The organism is Paenibacillus sp. J31R120, assembly GCF_056269225.1.
This window is the reverse complement of sequence record NZ_JBWDNN010000005.1, coordinates 421,181-445,995: the sequence shown is the minus strand read 5'-3', so window position 1 is coordinate 445,995 and position 24,815 is coordinate 421,181. Positions and strand designations below refer to the sequence as shown.

Genomic DNA, 24,815 nt, shown 5'->3' with positions numbered 1-24,815 from the left:
ATTTTCGCTTTGGACATATACACTACAAATTGAGAGGGGAATATCTATGAAGAGAAGCAAGTCGCTGCTGCTCGTTGTGTCAGCTGTTCTGCTGCTGACGACGATACTGGCAGCTTGCAGCAAGTCTGAACCTGGCAATACGAAACCTTCGCCATCACCTGCAGCCACAAATGGAACTGGTGGCGAAACGGACACTCCAGTCGCTAATGGCGCTTGGGAGTTCGGTTCTGAACCGCTCGAATTTTCATTGTTCTTTCACTACGGCTGGGCCAACTACCTGGGTATGGACGAATATCCGGTAACAAAATGGTTGAAAGAAAACAAACAACTGAACATCAAAGCGATTCAAGCGAATGGCAGCAATAATGAAATGATGACTACGATGATGACGGGCGGCAATCTTCCTGATGTCATCTGGATGGATCGCTTCCATGCGGATATGGACCGTATGGAACAAAACGGACAGCTGGTTGCATTCGACGACTATTTGGATAAGTATCCGAATTTGAAAAAATGGCTTGGTGATGAGAGAATCGAGCTTCTTCGTTCCAAGGACGGCAAGCTGTATAAGTTCCCGAACTGGTATACGAACCAATCGACCAATACGGCGGGCTATGCCATCAACAAGAAAATCTACAGAGAGCTTGGCGAGCCGAAGCTGGAAACAACAGATGATTTGTATAACTATCTCGTCAAAGTTAAAGAGAAATATGGCTCCGAAGTTATTCCATTTGAAACAGGCCGTGCACAAGACGGTCAAGGCGTAGCCCTATTGTATACGGCATTTAAAGAAGGCGCATTATACGATTCATTAGGCAGCCAGCTTCTTGCTGTGCCTAACGGTGACAAGCTGACATCGATCTTCACGGAGCCTGCTTTCCGCGAATCGCAAAAGTTTGTTTCTAAATTATATACTGAAAAATTGATCACACAAGATGCTTTCACTCAAACCGACGATAACATTAAAGAGAAGTTGATGAATAACCGCGTAGCTGTCTATGCCAGCGCGGACGTAACGAACTTTGCAAACCAAGCTAATCTTCACATTACGAGCACAAATCCAGAGGATGGATACTTCGTAACCTGGCCATTCCACAAAGATGGTCTGGACAAAAACAAAATTCATCCAGGCGGTTATGACAAGCTTGGCTGGAACGTAGTTGTTATTACAAAGAATGCAAAAGACCCGGAAAAAATCTTCGCATTCCTGGATTGGTATACTGGTCCTGAAGGTATGAACCTTCAATACTTTGGACCTGAAGGAAAGAACTGGAATGGATTTGACGGCGAAGGACTGCCGAACTTCACAGCCGAGTACGACAAAAACGAAGTTGCTCAAATCCAAACAGACAATCTCCCTATGATGATCGTTGGCAACTCGGCTTACATCGACCCTGCGAAAAATAAATATGAGTTGTCCCAGCCAACAGAAAAACAAAACTGGCAAGCACGCTACCAACGCGAAGTGACCTGGCCGACGGGAATCGATACAACAGAGTTTAAAAACTTGACTCCTGCTGCCGAGACTGAAGAAGCCGACATCCAACAGCTGGTAGCCGATATGTTCCTGCAAGTACTTGCTGATTCTTCGCAAGCGAAGAGTGCAGAAGAAGTCGACCGTATTCTTGACAAGGCTGAAGCTGATGCGCAAGCGATTGGATACGGCAAATTGCTGGAATGGCGCTCAGGCCAATGGCAAGAAAAACGTAAGATTCTGGGACTTAACTAATCCCGCAAAGCAAGACGAAGCATCCCAACAGGTTCAGTGAACCCGTTGGGATGTCTCTGCATTCATTTATAATCATCTTTTCTATATATTGTTAGTGGTGTTTTTGGTATCATTAGACTATTAACAGTCGAAATTACCATTCTTTCAAGGGGGCACATGGTCAGTGAACAAGAAGAGAGAAATGTTCATGCGACTTCTGCTTACAGCTTTGGCTTTAAGTTTGATCTGGGGCTGCAGCAATGCAGGGACGGTGAAAGAATCAGATAAGGTCGATCATACGCCAATGGATAATAGCGGGCTGTATGTCAACGGCTTGTACGTCTTGGGCAAGGAGAGGCTGGATATTACGTTCTACGGCCACTACAGCTATTATTCCATGCCCGTATGGGGAGCCGATCCCGCATCCAAGTGGATTAGGGATCAATTCAATATTCATATTGCGCCAATCAGTTCGGACGGAAAGGCAAAGCAGAAGCTTCAGAAAATGATTGCCGGCAACAACTTGCCGGATATTGTATGGGGCGACCGGGATTACGATCTGGAGCAGATGAGAGAAGCGGGCTTGCTTGTGCCGCTGGATGCGTATATCGACAAGTATCCGAACTTGAAGCGCTGGGCCGGAGAAAAAGTATTGGATATGCTTCGTTCGCCGGACGACAAAATTTATTATTTTCCGAACTACTATACAAGCCAGCCTTACGGCAATGCAGGATACGTGATCAATAAAAAAATACATCGCGAGTTGGGATTCCCGCCATTAGATACGACGGAAGATTTGTATCAGTATTTGCTTTTGGTGAAGGAACATTATCCGAACATCGTTCCGTTCGAGACGGGGCAGACCATGGAAGGGCATGGCATTGACCAGCTTTTTTCAGCCTTCAAGGAAAATAATTTAGGTTTTACAAGGCTGTACGCTGTAACGGAAGGCGACCGGATGACGTCTATCTATAAGGACACGGCGTTCCGCGAATCGGCTGTGTATGTGGCGAGGCTGATGCGAGAAGGCCTGATTCCTGCCGATGCGATGACCCAGACGGAGGATCAGGTGAACGAGAAGCTGATGCAGGGCAGAGTGGCTGTCTATGCCAGCGCAAATCCGATGATTAATGGGATGGTAGGGGACGCGGAGCTGCGCAAGATCAACCCCGATGACGGATATATGTTCATCGAGCCGATCTACAAGCAGGGACTGGACCGCTCCAAGATCTACCCAGGCACGTACAACCTCCTGGGCTGGAACGTCGCAACGATTACGACGGCCGCCAGAAACCCGGAAGGGATCTTCGCCATGTTGGACTGGATGACGAGTCCGGAAGGCTCGGCTGTCCAAATGTGGGGACCACCGGGACCAGGCGGCTATTGGAATGGCTTTAGAGAAGATGGCATCACGCCTAACTTTACAGCCCGCTACGGAACCGATCCGAAGGAGCTCGCGGAAATACAGGCGATTTCTGGTGACATGATATGGGTTGGCAATACCGTTTATTTGGATAAAACAAAAAGTGAATATGAGCAGACGTTGCCAGAGGAGCAGCAGAACTGGTCGACGTATTGGCAGCGGAAAATAACCTGGAAATCGCAAGGAGACGCGACGGAATTTATTAATGTACAGCCGGCTCCAAATTCGGATGAAGGCAAAACGATGAACAAGCTCAAAGATATATGGCTTGACGCGCGCAAGGATGCGTTATTTGGCAAAACCGACGAGGAAGTGCTGTCCATACTGGACGATGCGCATCGTGCTTCCATGGACGCAGGATTCCAGCAATATTTGAATTACATTACGAGGAGATGGCAAGAAAATGTGAAAGTTCTGAATAACGAATAGCAACTTACATTCAGCATTGATGCTTCATGGGGGGAAGAGACGATGTACAATGTGCTGTTGGTAGATGATGAAGAACTGGATTTGGAAGGAATGAAGCAATTTATTCCTTGGACGGAGCTGGGCATGGAGGTCAAGGGCTCAGTCAACAATGCGCTGTCCGCCTGCGAGGTGCTGGATCAGCATGTCATTGATATACTCGTAAGTGATGTGAATATGCCGTATATGTCTGGACTCGAGCTGGCCCGCATCGCGCTGCAGCGGAAGCCTAACATTCGGATCATCTTTGTGAGCGGATTTCAGGAATTCAGCTATGTGCAGCAAGCCCTGTCTCTCAAGGCTTACAATTATGTGCTGAAACCGATGGACGACAACGAGCTGATTGCATCGCTAATGAAGGTGAAGCGCGACCTGGATGAGGAGCTGAAGCATCGCGAGGTCGAAGAAGCGTACCAGAATATGATCCCGATAGCCAAAAGCGAGCTGCTACTGCGCCTTTTCGAAGGGGAGGATACATCGGATCGCGAGTTTATGACTAAATTGACGAAGACGCATGAGCTGCACCGCTTGAAATGGCCGGTTCGAGTGGCGGTGATGGAGCTGGATCTGCTCTCCAGAACAGAGGATAATGCTCATTCCCGCCTGGAAGTGTCCAAAGTGTTCATGAAGCAGCTTCATGAAGTGGTAAGCGCAGGAGGGATTATTCCGTACTGCAAGCTGAATTCCCAGCGGATCGCTTTGCTGCTGGAGGCTGATGGGATCGAGGCCAGAATTGCCAAGTTGCTCAATACGGCCCAGCGCCGATTGAACATTACCGTGACGACCGGTCTTGGCGCTCCGGTACATGCGCCGGAAAGGCTTCACGAATCGTATGCTCAAGCAATTCAGGCCGTCGAAGGCAAGATGTTCCTCGGAAAAGGCGGCATTATTAATTACGAGGAAGTAAGTGCAGAGCCGGGTATGCTCGATTCCCGCATGCTGGACGCTCATATGAACGCTTTGATGAAAGCGGTTAAAGATTACGAGCTTGTCCATATCTATGATGAGTTCGAAGGCTTGTTCCGATCATTGACGAGCTTGCGCTCCAAATTTACGGTTCATAACCTGACCAATTATATTATATGGAAGCTGGATCAGCATCTCAGCGCCATGAACGAGGATTTGTTCGAGCTGCTCGGCATCGATATCCGCAATCTGGATATTTTGCTTCAATTCGAGACGGTTAATGATATTCGCAGATGGCTGCTTTACCGCGTATTTGAGATATCGGAGAAGCTGCATCACAAGAACAGTACGAAGGACAGCAAGTTTATCCGCAACGTCATGAAGACGATCAAGGACAGGATGAGCGAGAACATTACGCTGAAGGACATCGCACAGCATTTCTCATTCTCGCCAAGCTATCTGGGCTTTCTCATAAAAGAAAAGTCAGGGCATACCTTCAATGAGCTACTGGTTCAACTGCGTATGGAGCGGGCTTGTGAGCTGCTCAAGACGCCGGGTATGAAAATCTACGAAATTGCGGATCAGGTAGGCTATCGCTATCTACCGTATTTCAGCAGGCAATTCAAAGAGAAGTTTGGCATGACACCGCTTGAGTATCGCAAAAGAGAGCAGTAGCTTATGGAGGGAAAGATGAAATCGGTCTGGGAGAAACGAAAACGCCTGGGATATATGCCAATCGGCTATAAGCTCATGCTCTCTTACCTTATATTTATTATTATTCTCATCACGGTGAACGGTTACGTCTCCCACTCTATGTATGATTCCTCTATGCGAAAGCAGACCAGTACGAATATAAAAAATACATTGATTCAAATCCGGGATAATGTCACGTATAAAACGGATGATATTATTCGCATCTCCTCAACTCTGTACGACGATGATAAGTTCGTCGAGAATCTTATGTTGGATTTGACGGATAGCAGAGAAAAACACTCGCGAATGGAACTTACACTATTGCCCAAATTAGATAGCGCTGCGAAGTCTATCGGTATCAACCTGAGACTTTTTATTTATATGAAAAACAATACGATAGATGAACGGTATTTTAATTACGGCCAGCAAGATTCATTTGCAAATGAAAATTCAATCAATATTTTCCAGATTGACCGTGTTCAGCGCCAACCTTGGTATTATCAGCTTCCCAAAGAGGAATATGGCGTCACGATGTTGTGGAAGCAGGTCGAAGATGACGAAAAACACAATCGCATCTCGATGATTCGCCGGATCGTTGATTTGACTATTCCAACAGACGTAAAGGAAATCGGAATTATGAGGTTCAGCGTGCTCATCGATGAGCTGTTCGAAAGCGTTTACTTCCGGAATCTTGGCGACGGGGCCGTCTTGCTTGTTAAGGACAGGGCAGGAAAAATCATTTATGCTTCCGACGAACAACTGCACGTTGCGAAGGAGGCGAGTAATCGCGCTCCGATTACACTCGCTTCGATGGCGGAGTCTCATCCTCCAGGTGAGTTCTTGACATTGGAAGAGCATATGCCCTTGCAGGATTGGACGATCGTGGCTTATGTACCGCTGACGATTATTAAGCAGGAAGCTGAGCGGGTTCGAACTTTCATCCTCATCATATGCATTCTGTGCTTTATCTTGTTTACATTCACGGGCATCTTTATGTCGCGTTACTTCTCCAAGCGGATTACGAAGTTTGTCTCCGTCCTGAATGCGTTCCGCGAAGGCGACTTGCACAAGCGGATCTCTTATCGGGGGAAGGATGAATTCTCGCAAATCGCCACGGCGCTTAACGGAATGGGCGAGGATGTCGAAGCGCTCATTAACAAAGTTTATTTGACCCAATTGCAAAAGAAAGAAGCGGAGCTTGAGATGCTGCAGACGCAGATCAATCCGCATTTTCTATACAACACGTTGTCGTCTATCAACCGGCTGGCCAAGTTCGGTGAGAATGAGAAGCTGCAGAAGATGGTTGTGGAGCTGGCGAAGTTTTACCGGCTGACACTTAATTCCGGCAGAACGCTTATCCCTGTATCATCCGAAGTCGAGCAGGTGAACGCTTATCTGGATATCCAGAAGGTGAAGTATGGGCGCCGGCTTGAGGTCACGTTCGACGTGGACGTCAACGTATGGCAATACGAGACGATCAAGCTGATTCTGCAGCCATTCGTAGAGAATGTGCTTAAGCACGCATGGAGCGGTGACCGGATTCATATCCGCATCGTTGCCAAGCTGGATGGCGGCGACATTCTCTATCGGGTGATCGATGACGGGATGGGCGTGAGACAGGAGCGAATTGCGGAGATTATGAGCGTTTCGAATGAAAGCGAGACGGGTTTTGGTATTCGCAATATTCACCAGCGCGTTCAGCTGCAATACGGCGAGCAATACGGTGTATCGATATTCAGCGTGAGAGGTGCAGGGACCTCCGTCAATGTCCGTATCCCGGCCCGGAAGCGCAAGCTGTTCCTGAAGGACGAAGACGATTCTTCAACCGGCGATGGATAGGGCCGGGAGATCCAATCAGTTCAGAAGGTTTGGCATGGTGAAAGTAATGGAGGATCATGTTCTCCCAGTTGCTTCATCGAATGTTGAATGTACAAAGAAACCGTTCTTTTCGTAAATGGGAATCAGACTTCCATTTTACTAAGAAACGGTTTCATTTTTTTGATCGATAATCTTGTTTCATGGGTCGAAACGAACGAAGCAAGGAATGTTCTGGAGAAGCGGTAGCGTACGCCTTTGTATCCGGATTCCAACCTTTACAATATTGTTCAGGGAATATGGATACAACAGCGGTCGGAAGAATATTCCTTGCGCAGTTGTGTGTCTCGCCATGGAATGATCTTTTTCTCCTCAATACCCGTCAGTCGAATGCCCCAGCTCCTCGGACAATTCCATGCCCTCGTTAGCTGGATGAGTACCGATGTGGCCTTCGGGTCCGTTAGCCGACTTCAATCCGTCGGCTACCCTTTTGCCGTAATCGGCATCCGCTTCCGTGAAGTGACGGATCATAGTCTCCTGAATATGGTCCGTACAGGTGCTGAGCGCATCCACCAGGTTAGAGATAAGCTCATCCTGCTCCCACGTCTCCAAGCTGCGATAGGTGTCGCCTGCCTGCTTGAAGTTATTTTGCCGGTCGATTGGTTCGCGGGTTAGCTTGTCGTTATATTCCGGTTCATGCGGAGCCCCCGGACGATCAGCCTCCACCAGTCCGCCAAGCGAAGATGGCTCGTAGTTGACATGAGGGTTTTGCCCAGGCGCCACATCGACATAGAAGGCCATCTGACCGTCGCGCTGATTGGTCGCTACACGCTTCTTAGGAGCGTTGATCGGAAGCTGCAAGTAGTTGCTGCCTACCCGGTAGCGCTGCGTATCCGAATAAGAGAAGGTGCGGCCTTGCAGCATCTTATCATCTGAGAAGTCCAGGCCGTCCACAAGCACGCCTGTACCGAAAGCGGCTTGTTCCACCTCGGCGAAGTAATTCTCCGGATTGCGGTTCAGCACCATCTTGCCGACGGGAAGCATCGGGAATTGCTTGGGATCCCATAGCTTGGTGTCATCCAGAGGATCGTAGTCCAGCTCCGGGTGCTCGTCATCGCTCATCCATTGCACTTGAAGCTCCCATTCAGGATATTCTCCGCGTTCAATTGCTTCGTACAGGTCCTGAGTTGCATGATTAAAGTTTTTGGCCTGCAGTTCTTCGGCTTCCTTCTGCGTCAAATTGCGGATGCCCTGCAGCGGCTCCCAATGATACTTCACAATAACAGCTTTTCCATCAGCGTTGACCCACTTATAGGTATTGACCCCGGAGCCCTGCATTTGGCGGTAGTTCGCCGGAATACCCCATGGAGAGAACAGGAAGGTAATCATATGGGTCGCTTCAGGCGATTGCGACACGAAGTCGAAGAAGCGCTGCATACTCTGCACGTTCGTAACCGGGTCTGGCTTGAAGGCATGCACCATATCGGGGAATTTCATCGCATCGCGGATAAAAAAGATTTTCAGATTGTTGCCGACGAGATCCCAATTGCCGTCTTCGGTGTAAAACTTCGTGGCAAAGCCTCGCGGATCACGAAGCGTCTCGGGCGAATGCCCGCCATGAATAACGGTCGAGAACCGTACGAATACCGGTGTACGCTTACCGGCATCCTGGAACAGCTTGGCACGGGTATATTTGGAGATCGGCTCGTCTCCCAGCTTCCCATAGGCTTCGAAGTAACCGTGCGCGCCAGCACCGCGTCCGTGCACGACACGCTCCGGAATCCGCTCGCGGTCGAAATGCGATATTTTTTCAATGAAATGGTAGTTTTCCAGAGTGGACGGACCGCGGTTGCCGACGGTGCGGATATTTTGATTGTCTGTAATGAGATGGCCTTGCCGGTTCGTTAACGTTTCCTTAGTCTCGCCGGGCGCCAGCTCGCTGCTGGCAGCACCGGAAGCCGGCTTTCCATCGTTATGCGCTATCATAGGATGTCCTTCCACCTTCGCTTTAATTTGGAAATCGTTTCAGCGTATTATGGGTAGGGGGTGCTTTTTTTATGCGGAGTTTAAGGGGAGAAATTCATATCATAGGACTCATCGGAACTTCGTTTGTGATATGATTGGACTATATACCATTTCATAAATATTGGGTATTGTGGAGGATGGCATGATTAAATTTACATTTCTATTCCTTTGGCTAAGCTGGCTATTGGGAAATCCGATAATAGCAGTGATTGTACTGCTCCTTATTCTGTATGCGCTGGATCGCAGATTCGTTGGCCTTACGCCAAGCCTGTGGAAGCCATTCAAGCGGAGAAGCCGCATCTCCAAGCTGAGGCAGCATATTGCCTCGTCCCCAAGCGATGTCTCCTCCAAGCATGAGCTGGCACGCTTGCTTATCGAGAGCAAGAAGTTCAGGGAGGCAGCCACGGTGCTTGAGCCGCTTCAAGGAACGCTGGCGGAATCGGCTGAATACTGGGATGACTTGGGACATTCTTATCTGAATCAAGGAGACATAGAGAAGGGTGAAGCCTATACCGAACAAGCGTTGAAGATCAACCCGAAGGTTAAGTACGGAGCACCTTATTTACGGCTGGCGGCTTCGCGGATGAAGCATAATCCGGAACAAGCCTTAAAGGATCTGGTAGACTTTCAGAGCATTCATTCATCTTCATGCGAAGCGTACGACAAACTGGCGACGATCTATAAGGAAATGGGCCGGACCCAGGATTCCAAGCTGGCTGCTCAGGATGGACTTCGCTTGTATAAAGCCTTGCCGCGATACAGGAAGCGATCGGAGCGCAAGTGGGCGGTTCGATTGCTGCTCAAAAAATGATCATAAAGGGGCAAGAGTGGACAGATGCAGCGCAATGTATGGCTTATGGCAATCAGCGTGATCGCCGCGTTGATCCTGATAAACAATACGGTCTATTACTTCTTGACGAAAAAAACGCTGGAAGACGGCCATAAGCAAGAGATGCTCCGGCTCGCGAAGCAAATCGAGCTATCTGTGGAACAAACACGCAAAGGCGCGGAGTTCTATGAAGAACAAATCGGCAGAGAGCTAAGGACGGCTTCCATAGCTGCACAATATGCGCTTGATCCGGATATCGAGAAAGTGACAAGCGACCAGCTTGAGGAGCTAAGCGAGAAGCTCGATATCGCTCATATCAGTTTGCTTAAGCGAACCGAAGACGACATTGTACTGTATCAATCTTCTGACCCTACGCAGCCGGGAACAAGCACAAAGCAGTGGAAGCCATGGCATGAGATTTTCCAGCAGCTGTTCGAACGGGAAGAATTGTCGAGCAATTGGCTGGGCCAGAAAATGACGAATTTTTGGAGCGGTCCGTTCGAAACCTCCTCAACGGATAAGGAGAAAATTTACAAGTGGGGCTACTATTACGACGGGACGACGAACTATATGATCGATCCTTACGTCGACTTCAAGAGCAGCCAGGAAACCTATATGCAGATCGCCGGTGTGGAGCGGCTGCTGATGGATTTGGTGGACAAGGATGAATCGCTTCTGGAGATTGCGGTGTTCAATCCTCGAACTTTCCCGGAGGGCATTCAATCCACGGATAAGGAAGGCGATACGAAGGAGCATATCGTTCAGCGTTCGCTCCTGTTCGGCAAATACGGGATAAAATCCGGCGGCGATGTGTTGTCTGTCCAGCAGGCGCATCATTCCAATACAATCGTGACGGATATGGACAAGGTGGATGGACGCCAAATTTTTAAAATGTTTATTCCCGTATCCATAAGCGACAGTGACAGGAGCGTCGTGGATGAGCTGGGCAATCCGCTTAATAACTATGTTCTTACGATCATTTCGGATTATGGCATTATTCAGGAAAAGCTGAACAAGCAGTTTTTGAATCTGGGACTTATTATTACGCTATTGACATTGGCAAGCCTGATTATTGCCATCATTGCCATGAGATATGCCAAGCAATCCCGGGATAAAGCGGTTGCTGTCACGCAGGAGACGTACGCTGAAGAGATTAACAGCCTGTTCCACTCCATACGCGCACAGCGGCATGATTTCATCAATCATGTGCAAACCATTCATTCGCTGGCCGAGCTGAACAAGCATAAGGAATTAGTGGCGTATACGAAAGAGCTGACCGGTGAAATTAAGGTCATGAACGATATTATCAATATCGGCAATCCAGCAATTGCGGCTCTTATCCGTTCCAAAATCTCGCAGGCGGAGGGACACAGAATCCACTTCCAATGCCGGTTCAACGGCCTCAGGCTGCAAGGGATGGGCGGCAAGACGCTAGACATTAACCGAATCCTGGGCAATCTGATCGACAATGCGTTTGATGAGGTGCTGAAGTATGACGAGGATGAAAGGAATGTTCTGCTGGTAGGAAACCAAACGGAGCATTCGCTTGAATTTATGGTGACGAACGTCTGTCATCAAGCCCAGGTGCAAGCCGCAAAACCATTGTTCGAGGCGGGTTATTCCACCAAACAAAATCAGCACCAGGGGCTGGGACTGGCCATTGTAAAAGGAATTGTAGAACGGTACAAAGGGGAGGCCACGGTTGTCGCCGAAGGGCATGACCAGCTCACCATAATCGTTCGTTTGCCGTTATAACAGATGGACACACGGTACTTGGAATAAGCGTCATAGGGCGGAACACATTCGTCGCCATGGCGTTTTTTCTGTTATAATGGTAAGAATGCATTGTACGGGAAAGAAAGCGGGTGAAGAACTCCTATGCGCCTCGATGAGAAGCTGCACGCTGCCTTCGAGCAGCAGCTTGGCAACCATGTATCCGGCACAATAATCAAGCGGGGCTGGAGTTACTATAAGGACGGACATGTCCAGAACGCAAAGGAAACCGTTCACGACACGCTTACAGGAATTGTACGGGGTAGCGATCTTTATGCTGTCGTTATGGATGCGGAGCATTTTGGCTACAGTACGTGTACTTGTCCATTTAATGGTTATTGCAAGCATATGGTTGCTGTGTATTTTCAATATTGCGCAGAAGCCCTTGGAGGCGATTCGGCTGCGGAGCAGTCTTATTTCCGCTTGCTTGGATTGGTTCCGGCAAGCGTACTGGCTAAGCGGGGCAACCCCGACCAGCTTCAGGAAGATTCGTACAGTCATCCAGGCGAATATGGAACGGCGATGGAATGGTATGCCTGGATGGAGGCTGAATACGGGGACACATGGAAAAAATGCCGTCACTCGCTCCATGCGCTGCAGCCTGTCCTCTCCGGATTGAAGGGATTGTCTAAGGATTGGGAACCATCACGCAGGCGACTGCACTGGTCGACGGCCATTCTGTTCGTGCTGGAGCAGGCAGAGCGCGCCATCAATACCGTAGACAGCTTCAGCCGGTATTATCATGAGATGTCGTTCCTGAGAATGGCAGAGCCGTGGATCGAGCATCTACATACACTTTCGGGAGAGCTGCAGCCTGCATCGATGAGTGATGCAGAACAAGCGTGGTGCGACGAGCTGATAGGGCGCATGAAAGCACGGGCGCTCATGACGGATCGCCAGTTGTTCGAGTGGGGGCATATGTATTTGGCCTTCTGCGAGAAGTTATCAGCCGATCTGGCCTGGCATAAGCGGGAGCTGGATTCGTTGTTGTCAGAGCTAGGCATGCCATCCCCAAGCGAACGCAATGATTCGTTCCTGCATGCCGCTGTCGGCATGCTGTATTTCTTGAGAGGCGAGGATGAGCAATCGATTCATTATTTTGCTCAAGGAGCTTTTGAGCGCATTCAGAAGCTGATCTATCCTTGTGTCGCCCAGCGGATGGAAGCGGGACAATGGGACTTGGTCGAGCGCTGGATGAGCTTCCTCAATGAGCGTGTATACCAGAATCGCAACGCCCGCAACATCGGTCCTTTCATGGCGCTATGCCGCCGGGCGGACGAGGATCGTCCGGAGCTTCCGGAATGGAACGGCTATATGACGGATCTGCTTCCCTATTCGTATTCGGAGCTGTCGGAGCATTGGCTGAGCTTGCAGCGGTATGAGGATTGGACGGATCTGCAAATGTTCCTTGGCGTGAAGGCTGAGGAGATAGACGCGGCTGCCATGAGAGAGGTTGCGAAGGCGGCGCCGCATGTGCTTCTGCCGCTCTATCATCAATCTGTAGACAGCGCGATCGCTTCTCGGAACAGGCAAGGCTACCGGCTCGCAGTCAAGCAGCTCAAGAAGCTGGAGAAGCTGTACAAATCGATCAAGGAAACGGCGAAGTGGGACGCCTACCTGACAGAGCTGGTTACAAAAAATCAACGGCTGCGGGCGTTGCAGGAAGAGCTGTGGAAAGGAAAGATCATCACATGAGAACGATGACCAGCTCGAGAGAATGGACAATTGACGGTTTGTGGAACGGAGAGCGAGGCGAGAGCGGGATTTTCTTGACGGGCATGGAACGGAAGGATATACCCGAAGGGAAGCAGAGAACGCTCTTATTCGGGTGGCACAAGGCATCGTGGTACGGGGCTAAGATCGAGGAACACCGCATCGGCGCTCAGCTGTATCTGAAGCTTTCCCCTCTCTTGGCTATCGATTATTTGTCTGCGCCTGCGCCCGTTCGTTTGCTGCGTATCTCCTGGTCCCCGCGAATGACCGTTATTATGCAAATCGCAAATATAGTCAGAGAAGCGCTGCTGAACGGCTGGTATGAGCCGGACTGGAATAATTGGTCGGAGGAGCACAGAGCATGGTCTGTAGCCATACCCGATGAGCGCATCGAGCTCAGAGAGCTGTGGGAGCAGTCGCTTCAGCAAGCAGCCGGGTTCGGTGATGTCGAGATTCATCGATGGCTTGGCGAAGCGTTGGAAGAGATTCTAGAGGGCGATCAGGAAGCCGGTGCGCTCTGGCGTTCCATTGCAGCAACTGCGGGCGAAGGCGTCTTGAGACGCAAGGGTGCCGACGAGTCGGAATGGCTTGTTGCGATCGGCTACCAGAAGGATATGCTTCCATTCCGCGTGGCGCTGCAGTTGGCGGAGCCGGCGGAAGGAAGAAGCTGGCGGTTTACCCCTGCGCTGCAGAATCGCGATGGCGGAGAATGGCTGCCGCTTGAATCCGATGCCCCGGGTAACCGGACAGCTCCCGAACTGCCGGAGGAGTGGAAGCCCTTTCTGGCTGCGAAGCTGGAGAAGGAGGAAGTAAAGTGGGCAGGCGTCCTGGCTCATCTGGAAGAGAAGGCCGGAGAGATCAGGAAGACGCTTACTGAGCAAGAGGCATGGACGTTCCTGGAGCATGACAGCATCGCGCTGCTGGAAGCGGGCATACCCGTACTTCTGCCTGCATGGTGGGAAGCGGTACGTTCCAGAAAGCTCAGGCTGAAGGCCAAGATGAAGTCTTCTGTCGGTTCTTCCACCCAATCATTGTTCGGACTGGACCAGATCGTACAATTTGACTGGAAGCTGGCGCTTGGCGACGTTCAATTGACAGAAGGCGAATTTCTCCGCATGGCGGAAGAGAATAAGCGGCTGTTCCAGGTAGGCAATGAGTGGGTGCATCTGGACCCGCAAGATGTCGCGGAAATTCGCCAGTGGATGAAGCGTGTCGGCAAGCGCAACGGATTGACCTTCCGCGATGTGCTGGAGATGCATTTGCGCGGAGGCGCGGACCTTGATATCGGAGACGAGGATTCGCATGATCTGCGGGCCGAGGTGGAGCTGAACGAGCATTTGGCAGAATGGCTGGAACAGCTTCAGCATGTGAATAAGCTGCCTGTGGCCGATCCTCCGACCTGGTTCAGGGGGGAGCTGCGTCCGTATCAGCAGCAGGGCGTATCGTGGCTGCTATTCCTGCGCAGGTTCGGCTTTGGCGGCATATTGGCTGACGATATGGGTCTTGGCAAGACGATTCAGTTCATGGCTTATTTGGCGACGGTGAAGGAGCGCGAGGATGGGGCCAACGGTCCGTCGCTCCTCATCTGTCCTACCTCCGTTATAGGCAACTGGGAGAAGGAAATCGCCCGGTTCGCTCCCAGTCTGCGAATGGTGCTCCACTATGGAAGCAAGCGCCCCAAGGGAGAGGAACTGGAGGAGTCCGTGCGCGATGCGGATCTCGTCATAACCTCTTACTCACTGGCGCAGCTGGACGAGGAGGAGCTGGCGCGCGTGCATTGGAACGCACTATGTCTGGATGAAGCGCAGAACATCAAAAATGTCTACACGAAGCAGTCGGGAGCGATCAGAAGGCTGGAATCCCGCCACAGGATTGCGTTGACAGGCACGCCGATGGAGAATCGCCTCACCGAGCTCTGGTCGATCTACGACTTCGTCAATCCGGGTTATCTCGGCAGTCTGCATGATTTCCGCAGGGCGGTAGTCGCGCCAATCGAGCGGTCCAGAGACAAAGAGATGATTGAAGGCTTGCAGCGGTGGGTGAAGCCGTTCATGCTCCGGCGCGTCAAAAAAGACCCGCTTATTCAGCTGGATCTGCCGGATAAGATTGAATCGAAGAGCTATATGACGTTGACGACCGAACAGGGGACAATGTATGAAAATATCGTATCTGACCTGATGGAGAAGCTGGATAAGCTGGATGCCATGCAGCGCCGCGGTCTGATCTTATCCAGTCTCACCAAGCTGAAGCAGTTATGCGATCACCCCTCGCTCCTGCTTAAGGAGACGGGCGGCACCGCTTGGGAAATCGAGCGTTCAGGCAAGATGGCTCGTCTGCTGGAGATGTGCGAGGAAATCGCGGCTGAAGGGGAGCGCTGCTTGATATTCACCCAATACGTCGAGATGGGCGAGCGCATCAAGAGCATGCTGGAAGATGGGCTTGGCGTTCCCGTTCCTTATCTGCACGGAGGCGTGCCGAAAGCGAAGCGGGATGAAATGATCACCGCATTCCAATCGGAAGACGAGCCGCGCTGCGCATTTGTGCTATCGCTCAAAGCCGGCGGGACAGGGCTGAACTTGACGGCGGCCAATCATGTATTCCACTTCGACCGCTGGTGGAATCCGGCAGTCGAGAATCAGGCGACGGACCGTGCATTCCGTATCGGGCAGACCAAGCAGGTGCAAGTACATAAATTCATTACGCTCGGCACGCTGGAAGAGAAGATTGACGAGATGATCGATAGCAAGCAATCGCTGAGTGAACAGGTCGTAAGCGGTTCGGAGAACTGGATTACTGAGCTCAGCACGGATGAGCTGAGAGAGCTATTCGCACTTCGCGAGGGCTGGCTGAAAGGATGATAGCGTCTAATGGCAGGAGAAGGATTGCAGGATCGCATCAATCGTCTTAATCTGGAGGGCAAGAGAGCGGATCAAGGTGATTCGGCCGGGAGCCATGGTGACTCCCTGCAGCCCGCCGATCCGGGGCCCGTCCATGCGAATGAGCATTGGCGGGCATTCTATGCTCGGGTTAGGGAGATCATGGAAGGACTTCGTCGGTAACAATAGAATTATATCCCTTATTGTCGTATTTTTTAGCCTCGTTCCTGCTTTGCGAGTAAGGCTATAATAGAAGTACGATCAGGGAACATGTATCTCTGCGAGGAGGATTTCCTACGTTGAAGAAAAGCTATATTCTAATTGCTGTTCTTCTTGCATTCATGACGAACGCTGCATCCTGCGGCGTGAACAAGCCCAAGGATTCCCATGATCAGGAAGACGCTTACCGAGAAGTGACGCTGTCGCTGCGGCATACGCAGATTAAGGAGACGAGCAAGACCCGCCTCAGATTGCTGGAGGATGTCGTTGCCAAGACGATGGCAGAGAATAAGGGCGTTACCTTCAAGATGGAGGGCATCGAGGAAATCGTCAATCGCGATACGAAGCTGAAGCAGGAGATGGCTGCCGGCAATCCGCCCGATATCTTCGAGGTGTTCGGCGGCGCTGATCTGAATCTGTATGTTAAGGCGAACCGGATGCTGGATTTGACGCCGATTCTGAAGGAGCTGGATCTGATGGACAAGTTCCAGAGCCTTGATGAATTCACCATAGACGGCAAGGTATACGGCGTGCCTTATGGCGGCTATAGCGAAGGGCTGTTCTACAATAAAAAAATATTCAACAGCCTGCATCTGGACATTCCGAAAACGTGGGATGAGCTGATGGAGACGGCGGAGACGATCAAAGAAGCGGGCTATGTGCCGTTCGGTCTGGCTGCCAAGGACGCCTGGATGACCGGCATGATGTGGAATACCATCATGGAGAGGTACGTTGGCATCGACGCGTTCAACAAGCTGGTTACGGGCGAGACCAAATGGACGGACCCGCAGTTCGTGAAAGGCTTCGAAGCTTATGCTGAAATCGTGAACAAGGACTACTTCACACGAGGCGCGCTTGGACTTCTGACGCCGGCGCAAGGCTCGCAGCTGCTGAAGGGTCAGGCGGCCATGGTCTTCACAGGCACATGGGATGCCATCCAATTCACGAGCCAGGATGCTGGAGGATTGCAGGGACAGCTAGGCTTCTTCTCTTTCCCTGAGATTCCGGAGGGACTGGGCGATCAACATTCCATCAATGCTTCTTATTCCAATGGGTTCGGTTTTTCGTCGACACTGTCGAAGGATCAGATGGAGATCGTCAAAAAATTTATCGCCAACTTCTTCAACGAAGAGGTGCAGAAACGGGCATTGAAGGAAGACAAGCTGCTGCCTTCGATGAAAATATCCGACCTTTCCGATATCGATCCTTTGATGAATGAAGTGCTGACCGTCATGAACAACGCCTCCAGCTCGTGGCCGGCGTTCGACGCGATCGTGCAGCCTGTCGTAACCGCCGAAATCGGTATCCGGCTGCAAGAGCTTCTTGGCGGGCTTAGCACCCCTATGGAAGTGGCCGCCAATATTCAAGCCGCCCAAGAAAAGGCGAATGCCGCGCAAGTGAAGTCGGCCGGACTCGGCACTCCCCCGGCGTGGGAAAGCAAATAGGGGGCAAAGCTTAGATGAATCTTAGACCAAAGCTGATGCTTGCCTTTATATCGCTCATCATTATTCCGATGATCGGTCTTGGCATCTTTTCTTTCGTAAATTCGGAGTCGCTGCTGGAGAAGAAATACAGCGAGCAATCCGAGATAACCCTGAAGGCGATCGGGGGCAATATATTGTACTTCTTCCGGGAGCTGGACCAGTTGTCCAACGGCAACGTGATCAGCTCCGAAGTGCAGGATCCGCTGAGGCTGAGCGAGCTTCCGATGGATGATCCCAGCACGCTTATTCGCTTCACTCAGGCAGAGAAGGAGATGAGCCGGATTCTGTTCCAGCATCCGGCCGTCAGCTACGTTGTGCTCTATGCGAAGAACGGGATGATGTTCCGCTCCTACCGCAATGATCCCATGACGTTCAAGCCGATATCCTTCAGCGAGCTGCAGCGGCATTCGCTCTACGACGACGTAATTCGCTTAGGGGGCAAGCCGCTCTGGATCGGTCCCCATGAGCAGCGCGACTTGACCGGGGTCAATCCTCCGCTCTTCACGATGATGAGAGTTGTCAAAGATCTGGAATCGTTCAATGATCTGGGCATTATGGTTACGCAGTTTAAGACGGAGGAAGTCATCAGCATGCTGAAGGCGTTCCAGAATCCGGATGCCGATTCGCCCGGAGCACGCTACTTCATCCTGAATAGCCGCGGGCTTGTCATGCTGGACAGCAATAATCGTTATGACGGGCACAGCATCGACAATTATACGAACTCTATGCCGCAACTGACCGAGACGTACGAGAGCTCACGGATGAAGTTCGACGGCGTAGACAGTCTGGTGTCCTCCTATCAGCTCGATCGGAATGGGTGGGTTCTGCTATCGGTTCAGCCATGGAATTCTCTGACGAATGAGAATGTCCGGTTCGTGCAGTGGATTGGCATGATTACCGTCATCGGGCTTCTGTCGGCAGTATTGTTCAACGTGTTTTTCGTGAACCGGGTCGCCAAATCCATTATTAAGGTTGTCCGCAAAATGAGACTCGTCGAGCAAGGCTTGCTGGATATTCGCGTCTCCGCGCAAGGCAAGGACGAGACGGTGCTGCTGGCGAACAGCTTCAACAGCATGGTAGAGCGGATCGGCGATTTGCTCAGTGAGGTTAGAAGAGAGCAGGAGCGCAAGCAGCATGCGGAGATGATGCTGATGCAGGCGCAGATCAAGCCGCACTTCCTGTTCAATACACTGGAATCGATCAACGCGCTGGCCGCGCAGAATGAAGGCGGCAAAATTATGCTGATGGTCCGGCGGCTGAGCAATCTGCTGCGGACAAGCATGCATCATTCGGAGGAAATCGGCATCAAGCAAGAGGTAGAGCATGTCCGCAGTTATCTGGAAATTCAGAAATACCGGTTCGAGGAGCTGTTCTCTTATGAGCTTGACGTACCGGAGGAAGCCTTCGAATATACGATTCTGAAGCTGACGCTGCAGCCGCTTGTCGAGAACAGCATTCAGCATGGATTCGACGGATACGAGGACGGGCAGGGGCTTATCTCGATTGATGTAACGGTGGAGCCGCAGCATCTGGTCATCATAGTCAGCGACAATGGCATCGGCATGAATCATGATGTGCTCTATAAGCTGTTAGACGGCTACAGCCCTTCGCGCAAGTCGCATGACGAAGCGGAGATGGGCGAGCGCAGAGGATTGGGCATCCGCAATGTCGCGGATCGGCTGCGCATTCATTACGGCGCTGGCTATGGCATGATGATTTGCAGCTCCGAAGGTTACGGCACGACGATCCGGATTATTATTCCCAAGAGCAGAGGTGAGGGACTATGATAGGCAAAGTGCTCCTAGTCGATGACGAAGCGCATATTACAAGAAATTTGGAGAAAGTCATACCATGGGAGATGCTTGGCCTGACCGTGGCGGGCGTAGCGAAGAATGGCGTTGAGGCGCTGCAGCTGATGGAGCAAGAGTCCATCAATCTGCTTCTATGCGACATTCGGATGCCTGTTATGGACGGCCTCGAGCTTGTGCGGCAAATCCGTGAACGCGAGATTCCATGCGACATCATTATGCTGTCCGGTTATCAGGACTTCGCTTACACGCGGGCTGCAATCCAGTATGGCGTGAATGATTATGTGCTGAAGCCGATCCCGTATGATGAATTAACCGGCGTAATCGCACGCGTTATGTCTAATCAACGGAACAAGCAAAAGCAGCTTTTTGAGGAGCAGCAGAAGATTGGCCGCATGATAGACCTTGCCAGCGAGAAGATTTTATATGATATTATAATGGACTATACCGACTTCTCGGGCAGCCACTGGCTATTCTCCGGCGATGAGCAGCAGCTTCGATTGCAGCAATTTGTGATGATTGTGCTCGACCTGGACGTCAGCTCCGAGAAAACGAAGGACTGGCGCGACTGGTCTGATAAGGAGCGCAAGCTGTGGAACTTTGCCGTGTGCAATGTGCTGCGGGAGAAGCTGCAGAGCAATGGGCTTCATCATGCCGTCATTCAGACGAGGGACGGCGAATGGTGCGTGTTGATTGAGACCGATAAGTCGATGGCATTCGATATGGCGGTCATTCGTGTATGGGCGGAGATGCTGCTCACCGCGGTGCGCAATCATATCAAGCTGTCGCTTAACGCAGGCATCTACCGGCAGTTTGTGCGAGTTGAGGAGCTGTCGGATGCATTCAAGCTCGTCCAGATGGGGATGCAGCTTACGCCTGCCACCAATACGATTACGTATTATCCATTAGAGCAGGAACGCTCCGCAGGAGCCGACCAGGCATTCTGGGTAACCGCCGAGAAGCTGATCAGCGCCGTGAAGCGGGGCGATGTTGCGTCGGTCGGCGCGGAGACAGAGAACATCTCGCAGCAGCTTCAGCTCTTGAATGAGAGCAACAGCTCCAGAGTCAAGCCGTTGCTTCATTTTTTTGTCCTTCATTTGATGAGGGAAATGAAAGAGATGGCCGTCTTCACCCGCGAGCAGGAAGAGCTGCTCTGGCGCAGGCTGGATCTTCGGTTCGGAATTAAGGATCTGCTTACTTTCATCCAGCAGGTAACAAGCGCGGTATCCGAGCGCTCTATGGATAAGAAGAAGCAGTCCGAAAACTCCATGTCGGAAGCCAAAATCTTTTTGGACCGAAACCTGTACCGGGATATCAGCGTAGAAGAAGCCGCTACTCATGTTGGTCTAAGTACGTCTTACTTTAGCCTGCTGTTCAAGCAGACCTACGGGGAGACTTTCATTGAATATGTGACCAGACAACGTATGGAGCGCGCCAAGAGCTTGCTTGCCGAATCCCAGAAGAGCGTCGCACAAATTGCGAAGGAGGTCGGCTATGCGGAGCGCCGGTACTTCACCAAAGTGTTCATGAAGTATACCGGAGACAATCCGACCGATTACCGGAGTAAATTTCAGTCGCAGGGAAAGGAATTCGAGGCGGAAGCTGAGGAAGAAAGCAGTTAAAAAACGGATGGAAATTGTAGGAGGGTGAATGGAATGGCACTTTATGAGGATTGGAAAAACTGGGACCTGAAACAAAAGATCGGGCAGCTGTTCGTATTCGGCTTTAACGGATTCGAGCCTACGGAAGAAATTAAAGGTCTGATCGAGTCTTACGGCATCGGCGGCACGATCTACTTCACGCGCAACGTTGAGAGCGCGCAGCAAGTACATGGCTTGTCTGTGAAGCTGCAAAAGATTGCGAAGGACGCAGGCAAACCGCCGATCTTTATCGCAATTGACCAAGAAGGCGGCATGGTAGCCCGTCTGGTCGACGGAGTAACGCTTATGCCAGGTAATATGGCGCTTGGCGCTACAGGTCAATCGGAAGCGGCAGAAGAGACTGCTCGTATCTGTGGCGAAGAGCTCAGACTGCTTGGCATTACGATGAACTATGCCCCTTGTATCGACGTGAACAACAATCCGGACAATCCGGTTATTAATGTTAGATCGTACAGCGACCGTTCGGACGTTGTCTCCAGACTAGGCGTTGCCGCAGTGCAAGGTTATCAAGCCGCAGGCGTAGCTGCTACGGTAAAGCATTTCCCTGGTCATGGCGACACTTCTGTCGATTCTCACCATGCGTTGCCAGTATTGCCGCATAGCCGCGAGCGTCTGGACGCGATCGAGCTGCTGCCATTCCAGGCGGCGATTGAAGCGGGCACAGACTGCATCATGACCGCGCATGTATGCTTGCCGGCTCTGGAGCCGAGCGGCGTGCCTTCGACGCTGTCGGAGAACGTGCTGACAGGCCTGCTTCGCAAGGAGCTGGGCTATGACGGCGTAGTCGTAACCGACTGTCTGGAGATGAGTGCAATCGACGAGTTCTACGGTCCGGCACAAGGCGCTGTGAAAGCGATCAAAGCGGGTGCTGACATGGTTCTGGTCTCCCACCGTATCGAGAAGCAGGTTGCAGCATTGGAAGCGGTGGCTGCGGCTGTCGAGAGCGGAGAGCTCTCCATCGAGCGTATCGACGAAGCCGTTGCTCGCGTGCTGAAGCTGAAAGAGAAGCGCCAGCTGGAGCAGCCGATCGAGCCGTGGGATAACGTGAAGGATGCCATCGGCACAACGTCGAACAAGGCTGTTGCTGCCAAGTGGAGCGAAGCTTCCGTTACGCTGGTGAAGAACGAAGGCGCATCGCTTCCGCTGAAGCGCGATGTGCAGACGCTGGTGCTGTGGCCGGATATCGTGCCGGTATCGGTAGCCGACGAGATGTTGTCTGGCGACGGTACGCTGGGCGACTTCCTGAAGCATTACGGCGCTAATGTGGTAGAGCGCAAGATGAACAGCGAAGACGCGCTGCAAGGCTTGGATGAATTCGAGCAAATCGTTGTTGTCACCTACGATGCATCGAAGCATCCGCTGGAGAAGGATGTTGCCCGTGAAGCGGTCAAATTGGCCGGCGACCGCGTTGTTGCGGTATCGGTGCGCAATCCGCTTGACTTGCTGCTGTATCCGGAAGTGAAGAGCTACCTGGCAGTATACGAGTGCAGACCGCTGGCATTGTCTTCCGCAGCGAAGGTGCTGCTTGGCGATCTGAAGGCAGCAGGCACATTGCCACTGGAAATTTCGCCAGCTTATCCGTTCGGCTGGAGCGCTCAGCAATAATACATTATTAATACAAGAAGGACTGTCCTAAAAATAGCGAAATAGTTGTGTCACACACCACTAATCGCGATAACAGGGCGGAATCACGCAAATAGCGTTGCAAACAACGTTAAATGTATGGAATCACCCCAAAAAGCGAAATAGTTGTCACACACCGCTAATCGCGACAAAAGGGTGGGGTCACGTAAATAGCGTTACAGAGCAACGTTAAATGCATGAAATTACCTCGAAAAGCGAAATAGTTGTGCCACACACTGCTAATCGCGACAAAAGGGCGGAATCACGTAAATAGCGTTGCAGAGCAACGCTAAATGCATGGAATCACCCCAAAAAGCGAAATAGTTGTGTGACACACAACTAATCACGTGAAAAGTGTGCCATCACGTAAATAGCGTTGCAAACAACGTTAAATGTATGGAATCACCCCAAAAAGCGAAGAAGTTGTGTGACACACCGCTAATCGCAACAAAAGGGAGGAGTTGTCTAGATTAATTGCTAGATAGCTCCTCTTGAAATGTAAGATAAACCAAAAGCTAAAGATGGCGGTGCAGGGATAAAACCCTGGCACCGCCATCTCTTATTTTCGCCGGTTCATTCATCAAAGTAAGCTGTCTTCGAACTACCTGCTTCAATAAGATAGCTCCTTTTTTCTCTATAGGTCCTCTCTTACCGGACAAAATGATCATAGGTCAAATCATGCAAGATATACGCGAGGAAAAAGATAACGCATGGATTCTCGTAATGATGCTGGATATGAATGAGCTGCTGATAATACTTGTCGCCATAATGGGGATTATTGCGCATCTCCAGATTGCTCTTGATCAGTGCGTCGATCTTGTCTGCAATGTCCACGAGCTCTCCCTCGTAGGTGTCGTCCTTCGCATCGACGAGGAAGTCCGTCAGCTCTTGGTGGAGGAAGGCAGGGAGCTGCCCCACCATCTCCTTCGCGACCTCCCGCTCATATTGTTCGAATGCCTGGCGAATAGCTGGCGATGATTTCTTGATTGGAGAGGCCACATCGCCGCTGACACCTTCTACGACATCATGCAGCAGCGACTTGCCGAGCAGTCGGTATAGATCAATATCCTTGCGGCCGAACCGCTCTGCTTCAAGCAATCCGTTGAACAACGACATGGCTGCAACGCGGAACGAATGTGTCGCGTCATTGTCGGGAACAAGGTTGAAGCTGCCGCCCCAGCGCTCGATCAGATCGAGGTTCAGAATATGGTGTAGGAACTGCCGGATGCCTTCATCCTGCTCCGATTGCTCTAGCAGCCACGGAATCGATTGGCAGGGGGAGTGCAGCAGCTCCCCTCGCAGCTCCTCGTACTTTTCTTTGAACAGAGTGCTGGAGTCGCGTTCATACTCCCGCTTGCAGAAGAGCATCGCGTCGAATGTATCGATGCCGCGCACCAGTTGCCCGATATAGGTATCATCTTCGGCGTCTACGATGTAGTCGTAGAAGCGGGGCTGAAGCGACTTGGACAGCCGGGAGACGATATCCTTGCTCACTTCGCCCTCTAGCGTCAGGATGTGTCCGGCGACATGCTTGTCTTTTTTGGTGACGTATTTGATCGAGCCGGTAACCGTCTCATTGAGATCATGCAGCAGCGCTCTGGCGACCAGCTGCAGCTTGTTGACGGAATGGCCGAAGAGCTGCTCCTCGGCGATGCCGACAAGCACAGCGATAGATGCGCAGCGGAAGCTATGGCTGGCGGCATTGTCCTTGTAGCGTGGAGAAAACTCCTTCCATCTGGATACATATTGCATGCCAATTATGGCGCTGACGAAACGGCTATTGTTCATGGCGCA

General features: G+C 51.3%; 15 protein-coding genes. 13 read left to right on the top strand and 2 right to left on the bottom strand.

The genetic code is table 11. The annotated features are described in order from the left end of the window. The first annotated feature begins 46 nt into the window (after positions 1-46). The 4 genes from AC0YNW_RS20335 to AC0YNW_RS20320 all read left to right on the top strand — a co-directional run bounded on the left by AC0YNW_RS20335 (position 47) and on the right by AC0YNW_RS20320 (position 7,034). Positions 47-1,729, top strand: coding sequence for an extracellular solute-binding protein (locus AC0YNW_RS20335; protein WP_475833503.1), 1,683 nt, complete (start codon positions 47-49; stop codon positions 1,727-1,729). Between the two features lie 163 nt (positions 1,730-1,892). Next, positions 1,893-3,560, top strand: coding sequence for an extracellular solute-binding protein (locus AC0YNW_RS20330; RefSeq protein ID WP_475833502.1), 1,668 nt, complete (start codon positions 1,893-1,895; stop codon positions 3,558-3,560). Between the two features lie 42 nt (positions 3,561-3,602). After that, positions 3,603-5,177 carry a response regulator gene (locus tag AC0YNW_RS20325; protein ID WP_475833501.1) on the top strand — a complete coding sequence of 525 codons (1,575 nt, stop codon included), beginning with the start codon at positions 3,603-3,605 and terminating at the stop codon, positions 5,175-5,177. Between the two features lie 15 nt (positions 5,178-5,192). Beyond that, positions 5,193-7,034, top strand: a complete 1,842-nt coding sequence (locus AC0YNW_RS20320) for a sensor histidine kinase (RefSeq protein ID WP_475833500.1) — start codon at positions 5,193-5,195, stop codon at positions 7,032-7,034. A gap of 348 nt (positions 7,035-7,382) precedes the next feature. Here the strand turns inward: AC0YNW_RS20320 and AC0YNW_RS20315 are convergent, their stop codons facing one another. After that, positions 7,383-8,996 (bottom strand): catalase, encoded by a 1,614-nt coding sequence (locus AC0YNW_RS20315; protein ID WP_475833499.1) that lies wholly within the window; start codon positions 8,994-8,996, stop codon positions 7,383-7,385. A gap of 181 nt (positions 8,997-9,177) precedes the next feature. Between AC0YNW_RS20315 and AC0YNW_RS20310 the strand changes: the two genes are divergently transcribed. From AC0YNW_RS20310 to AC0YNW_RS20270, 9 genes are all read left to right on the top strand, one after another. After that, entirely contained in the window at positions 9,178-9,846 is a 669-nt protein-coding gene (locus AC0YNW_RS20310; protein WP_475833498.1) for a tetratricopeptide repeat protein, read from the top strand. A 24-nt stretch (positions 9,847-9,870) separates the two neighbouring features. Beyond that, complete coding sequence (locus AC0YNW_RS20305; RefSeq protein ID WP_475833497.1) at positions 9,871-11,619, top strand: sensor histidine kinase; 1,749 nt, start codon at positions 9,871-9,873, stop codon at positions 11,617-11,619. A gap of 123 nt (positions 11,620-11,742) precedes the next feature. Beyond that, the gene (locus AC0YNW_RS20300; RefSeq protein WP_475833496.1) at positions 11,743-13,332 is read left to right on the top strand and encodes an SWIM zinc finger family protein; all 1,590 of its coding nucleotides are present in this window, start codon (positions 11,743-11,745) and stop codon (positions 13,330-13,332) included. Beyond that, positions 13,329-16,208 carry a DEAD/DEAH box helicase gene (locus AC0YNW_RS20295; RefSeq protein ID WP_475833495.1) on the top strand — a complete coding sequence of 960 codons (2,880 nt, stop codon included), beginning with the start codon at positions 13,329-13,331 and terminating at the stop codon, positions 16,206-16,208. The genes AC0YNW_RS20300 and AC0YNW_RS20295 overlap by 4 nt, the downstream gene beginning before the upstream one ends. 9 nt (positions 16,209-16,217) lie before the next feature. Then, positions 16,218-16,409 carry a hypothetical protein gene (locus AC0YNW_RS20290; RefSeq protein WP_475833494.1) on the top strand — a complete coding sequence of 64 codons (192 nt, stop codon included), beginning with the start codon at positions 16,218-16,220 and terminating at the stop codon, positions 16,407-16,409. Positions 16,410-16,525: 116 nt separating this feature from the next. Further along, positions 16,526-17,890: an extracellular solute-binding protein gene (locus tag AC0YNW_RS20285; RefSeq protein WP_475833493.1), complete on the top strand. Its 1,365-nt coding sequence runs from the start codon at positions 16,526-16,528 to the stop codon at positions 17,888-17,890. 14 nt (positions 17,891-17,904) lie between these two features. After that, positions 17,905-19,716 (top strand): cache domain-containing sensor histidine kinase, encoded by a 1,812-nt coding sequence (locus AC0YNW_RS20280; protein WP_475833492.1) that lies wholly within the window; start codon positions 17,905-17,907, stop codon positions 19,714-19,716. Continuing rightward, positions 19,713-21,359 carry a response regulator transcription factor gene (locus tag AC0YNW_RS20275; RefSeq protein ID WP_387475480.1) on the top strand — a complete coding sequence of 549 codons (1,647 nt, stop codon included), beginning with the start codon at positions 19,713-19,715 and terminating at the stop codon, positions 21,357-21,359. Before AC0YNW_RS20280 ends, AC0YNW_RS20275 begins: the two co-directional genes overlap by 4 nt. A 33-nt stretch (positions 21,360-21,392) precedes the next feature. After that, positions 21,393-23,003 (top strand): glycoside hydrolase family 3 protein, encoded by a 1,611-nt coding sequence (locus AC0YNW_RS20270; RefSeq protein WP_475833491.1) that lies wholly within the window; start codon positions 21,393-21,395, stop codon positions 23,001-23,003. A 666-nt stretch (positions 23,004-23,669) separates the two neighbouring features. Here the strand turns inward: AC0YNW_RS20270 and AC0YNW_RS20265 are convergent. Next, positions 23,670-24,809: a YfbR-like 5'-deoxynucleotidase gene (locus tag AC0YNW_RS20265; protein ID WP_475833490.1), complete on the bottom strand. Its 1,140-nt coding sequence runs from the start codon at positions 24,807-24,809 to the stop codon at positions 23,670-23,672. Positions 24,810-24,815 lie beyond the last annotated feature (6 nt).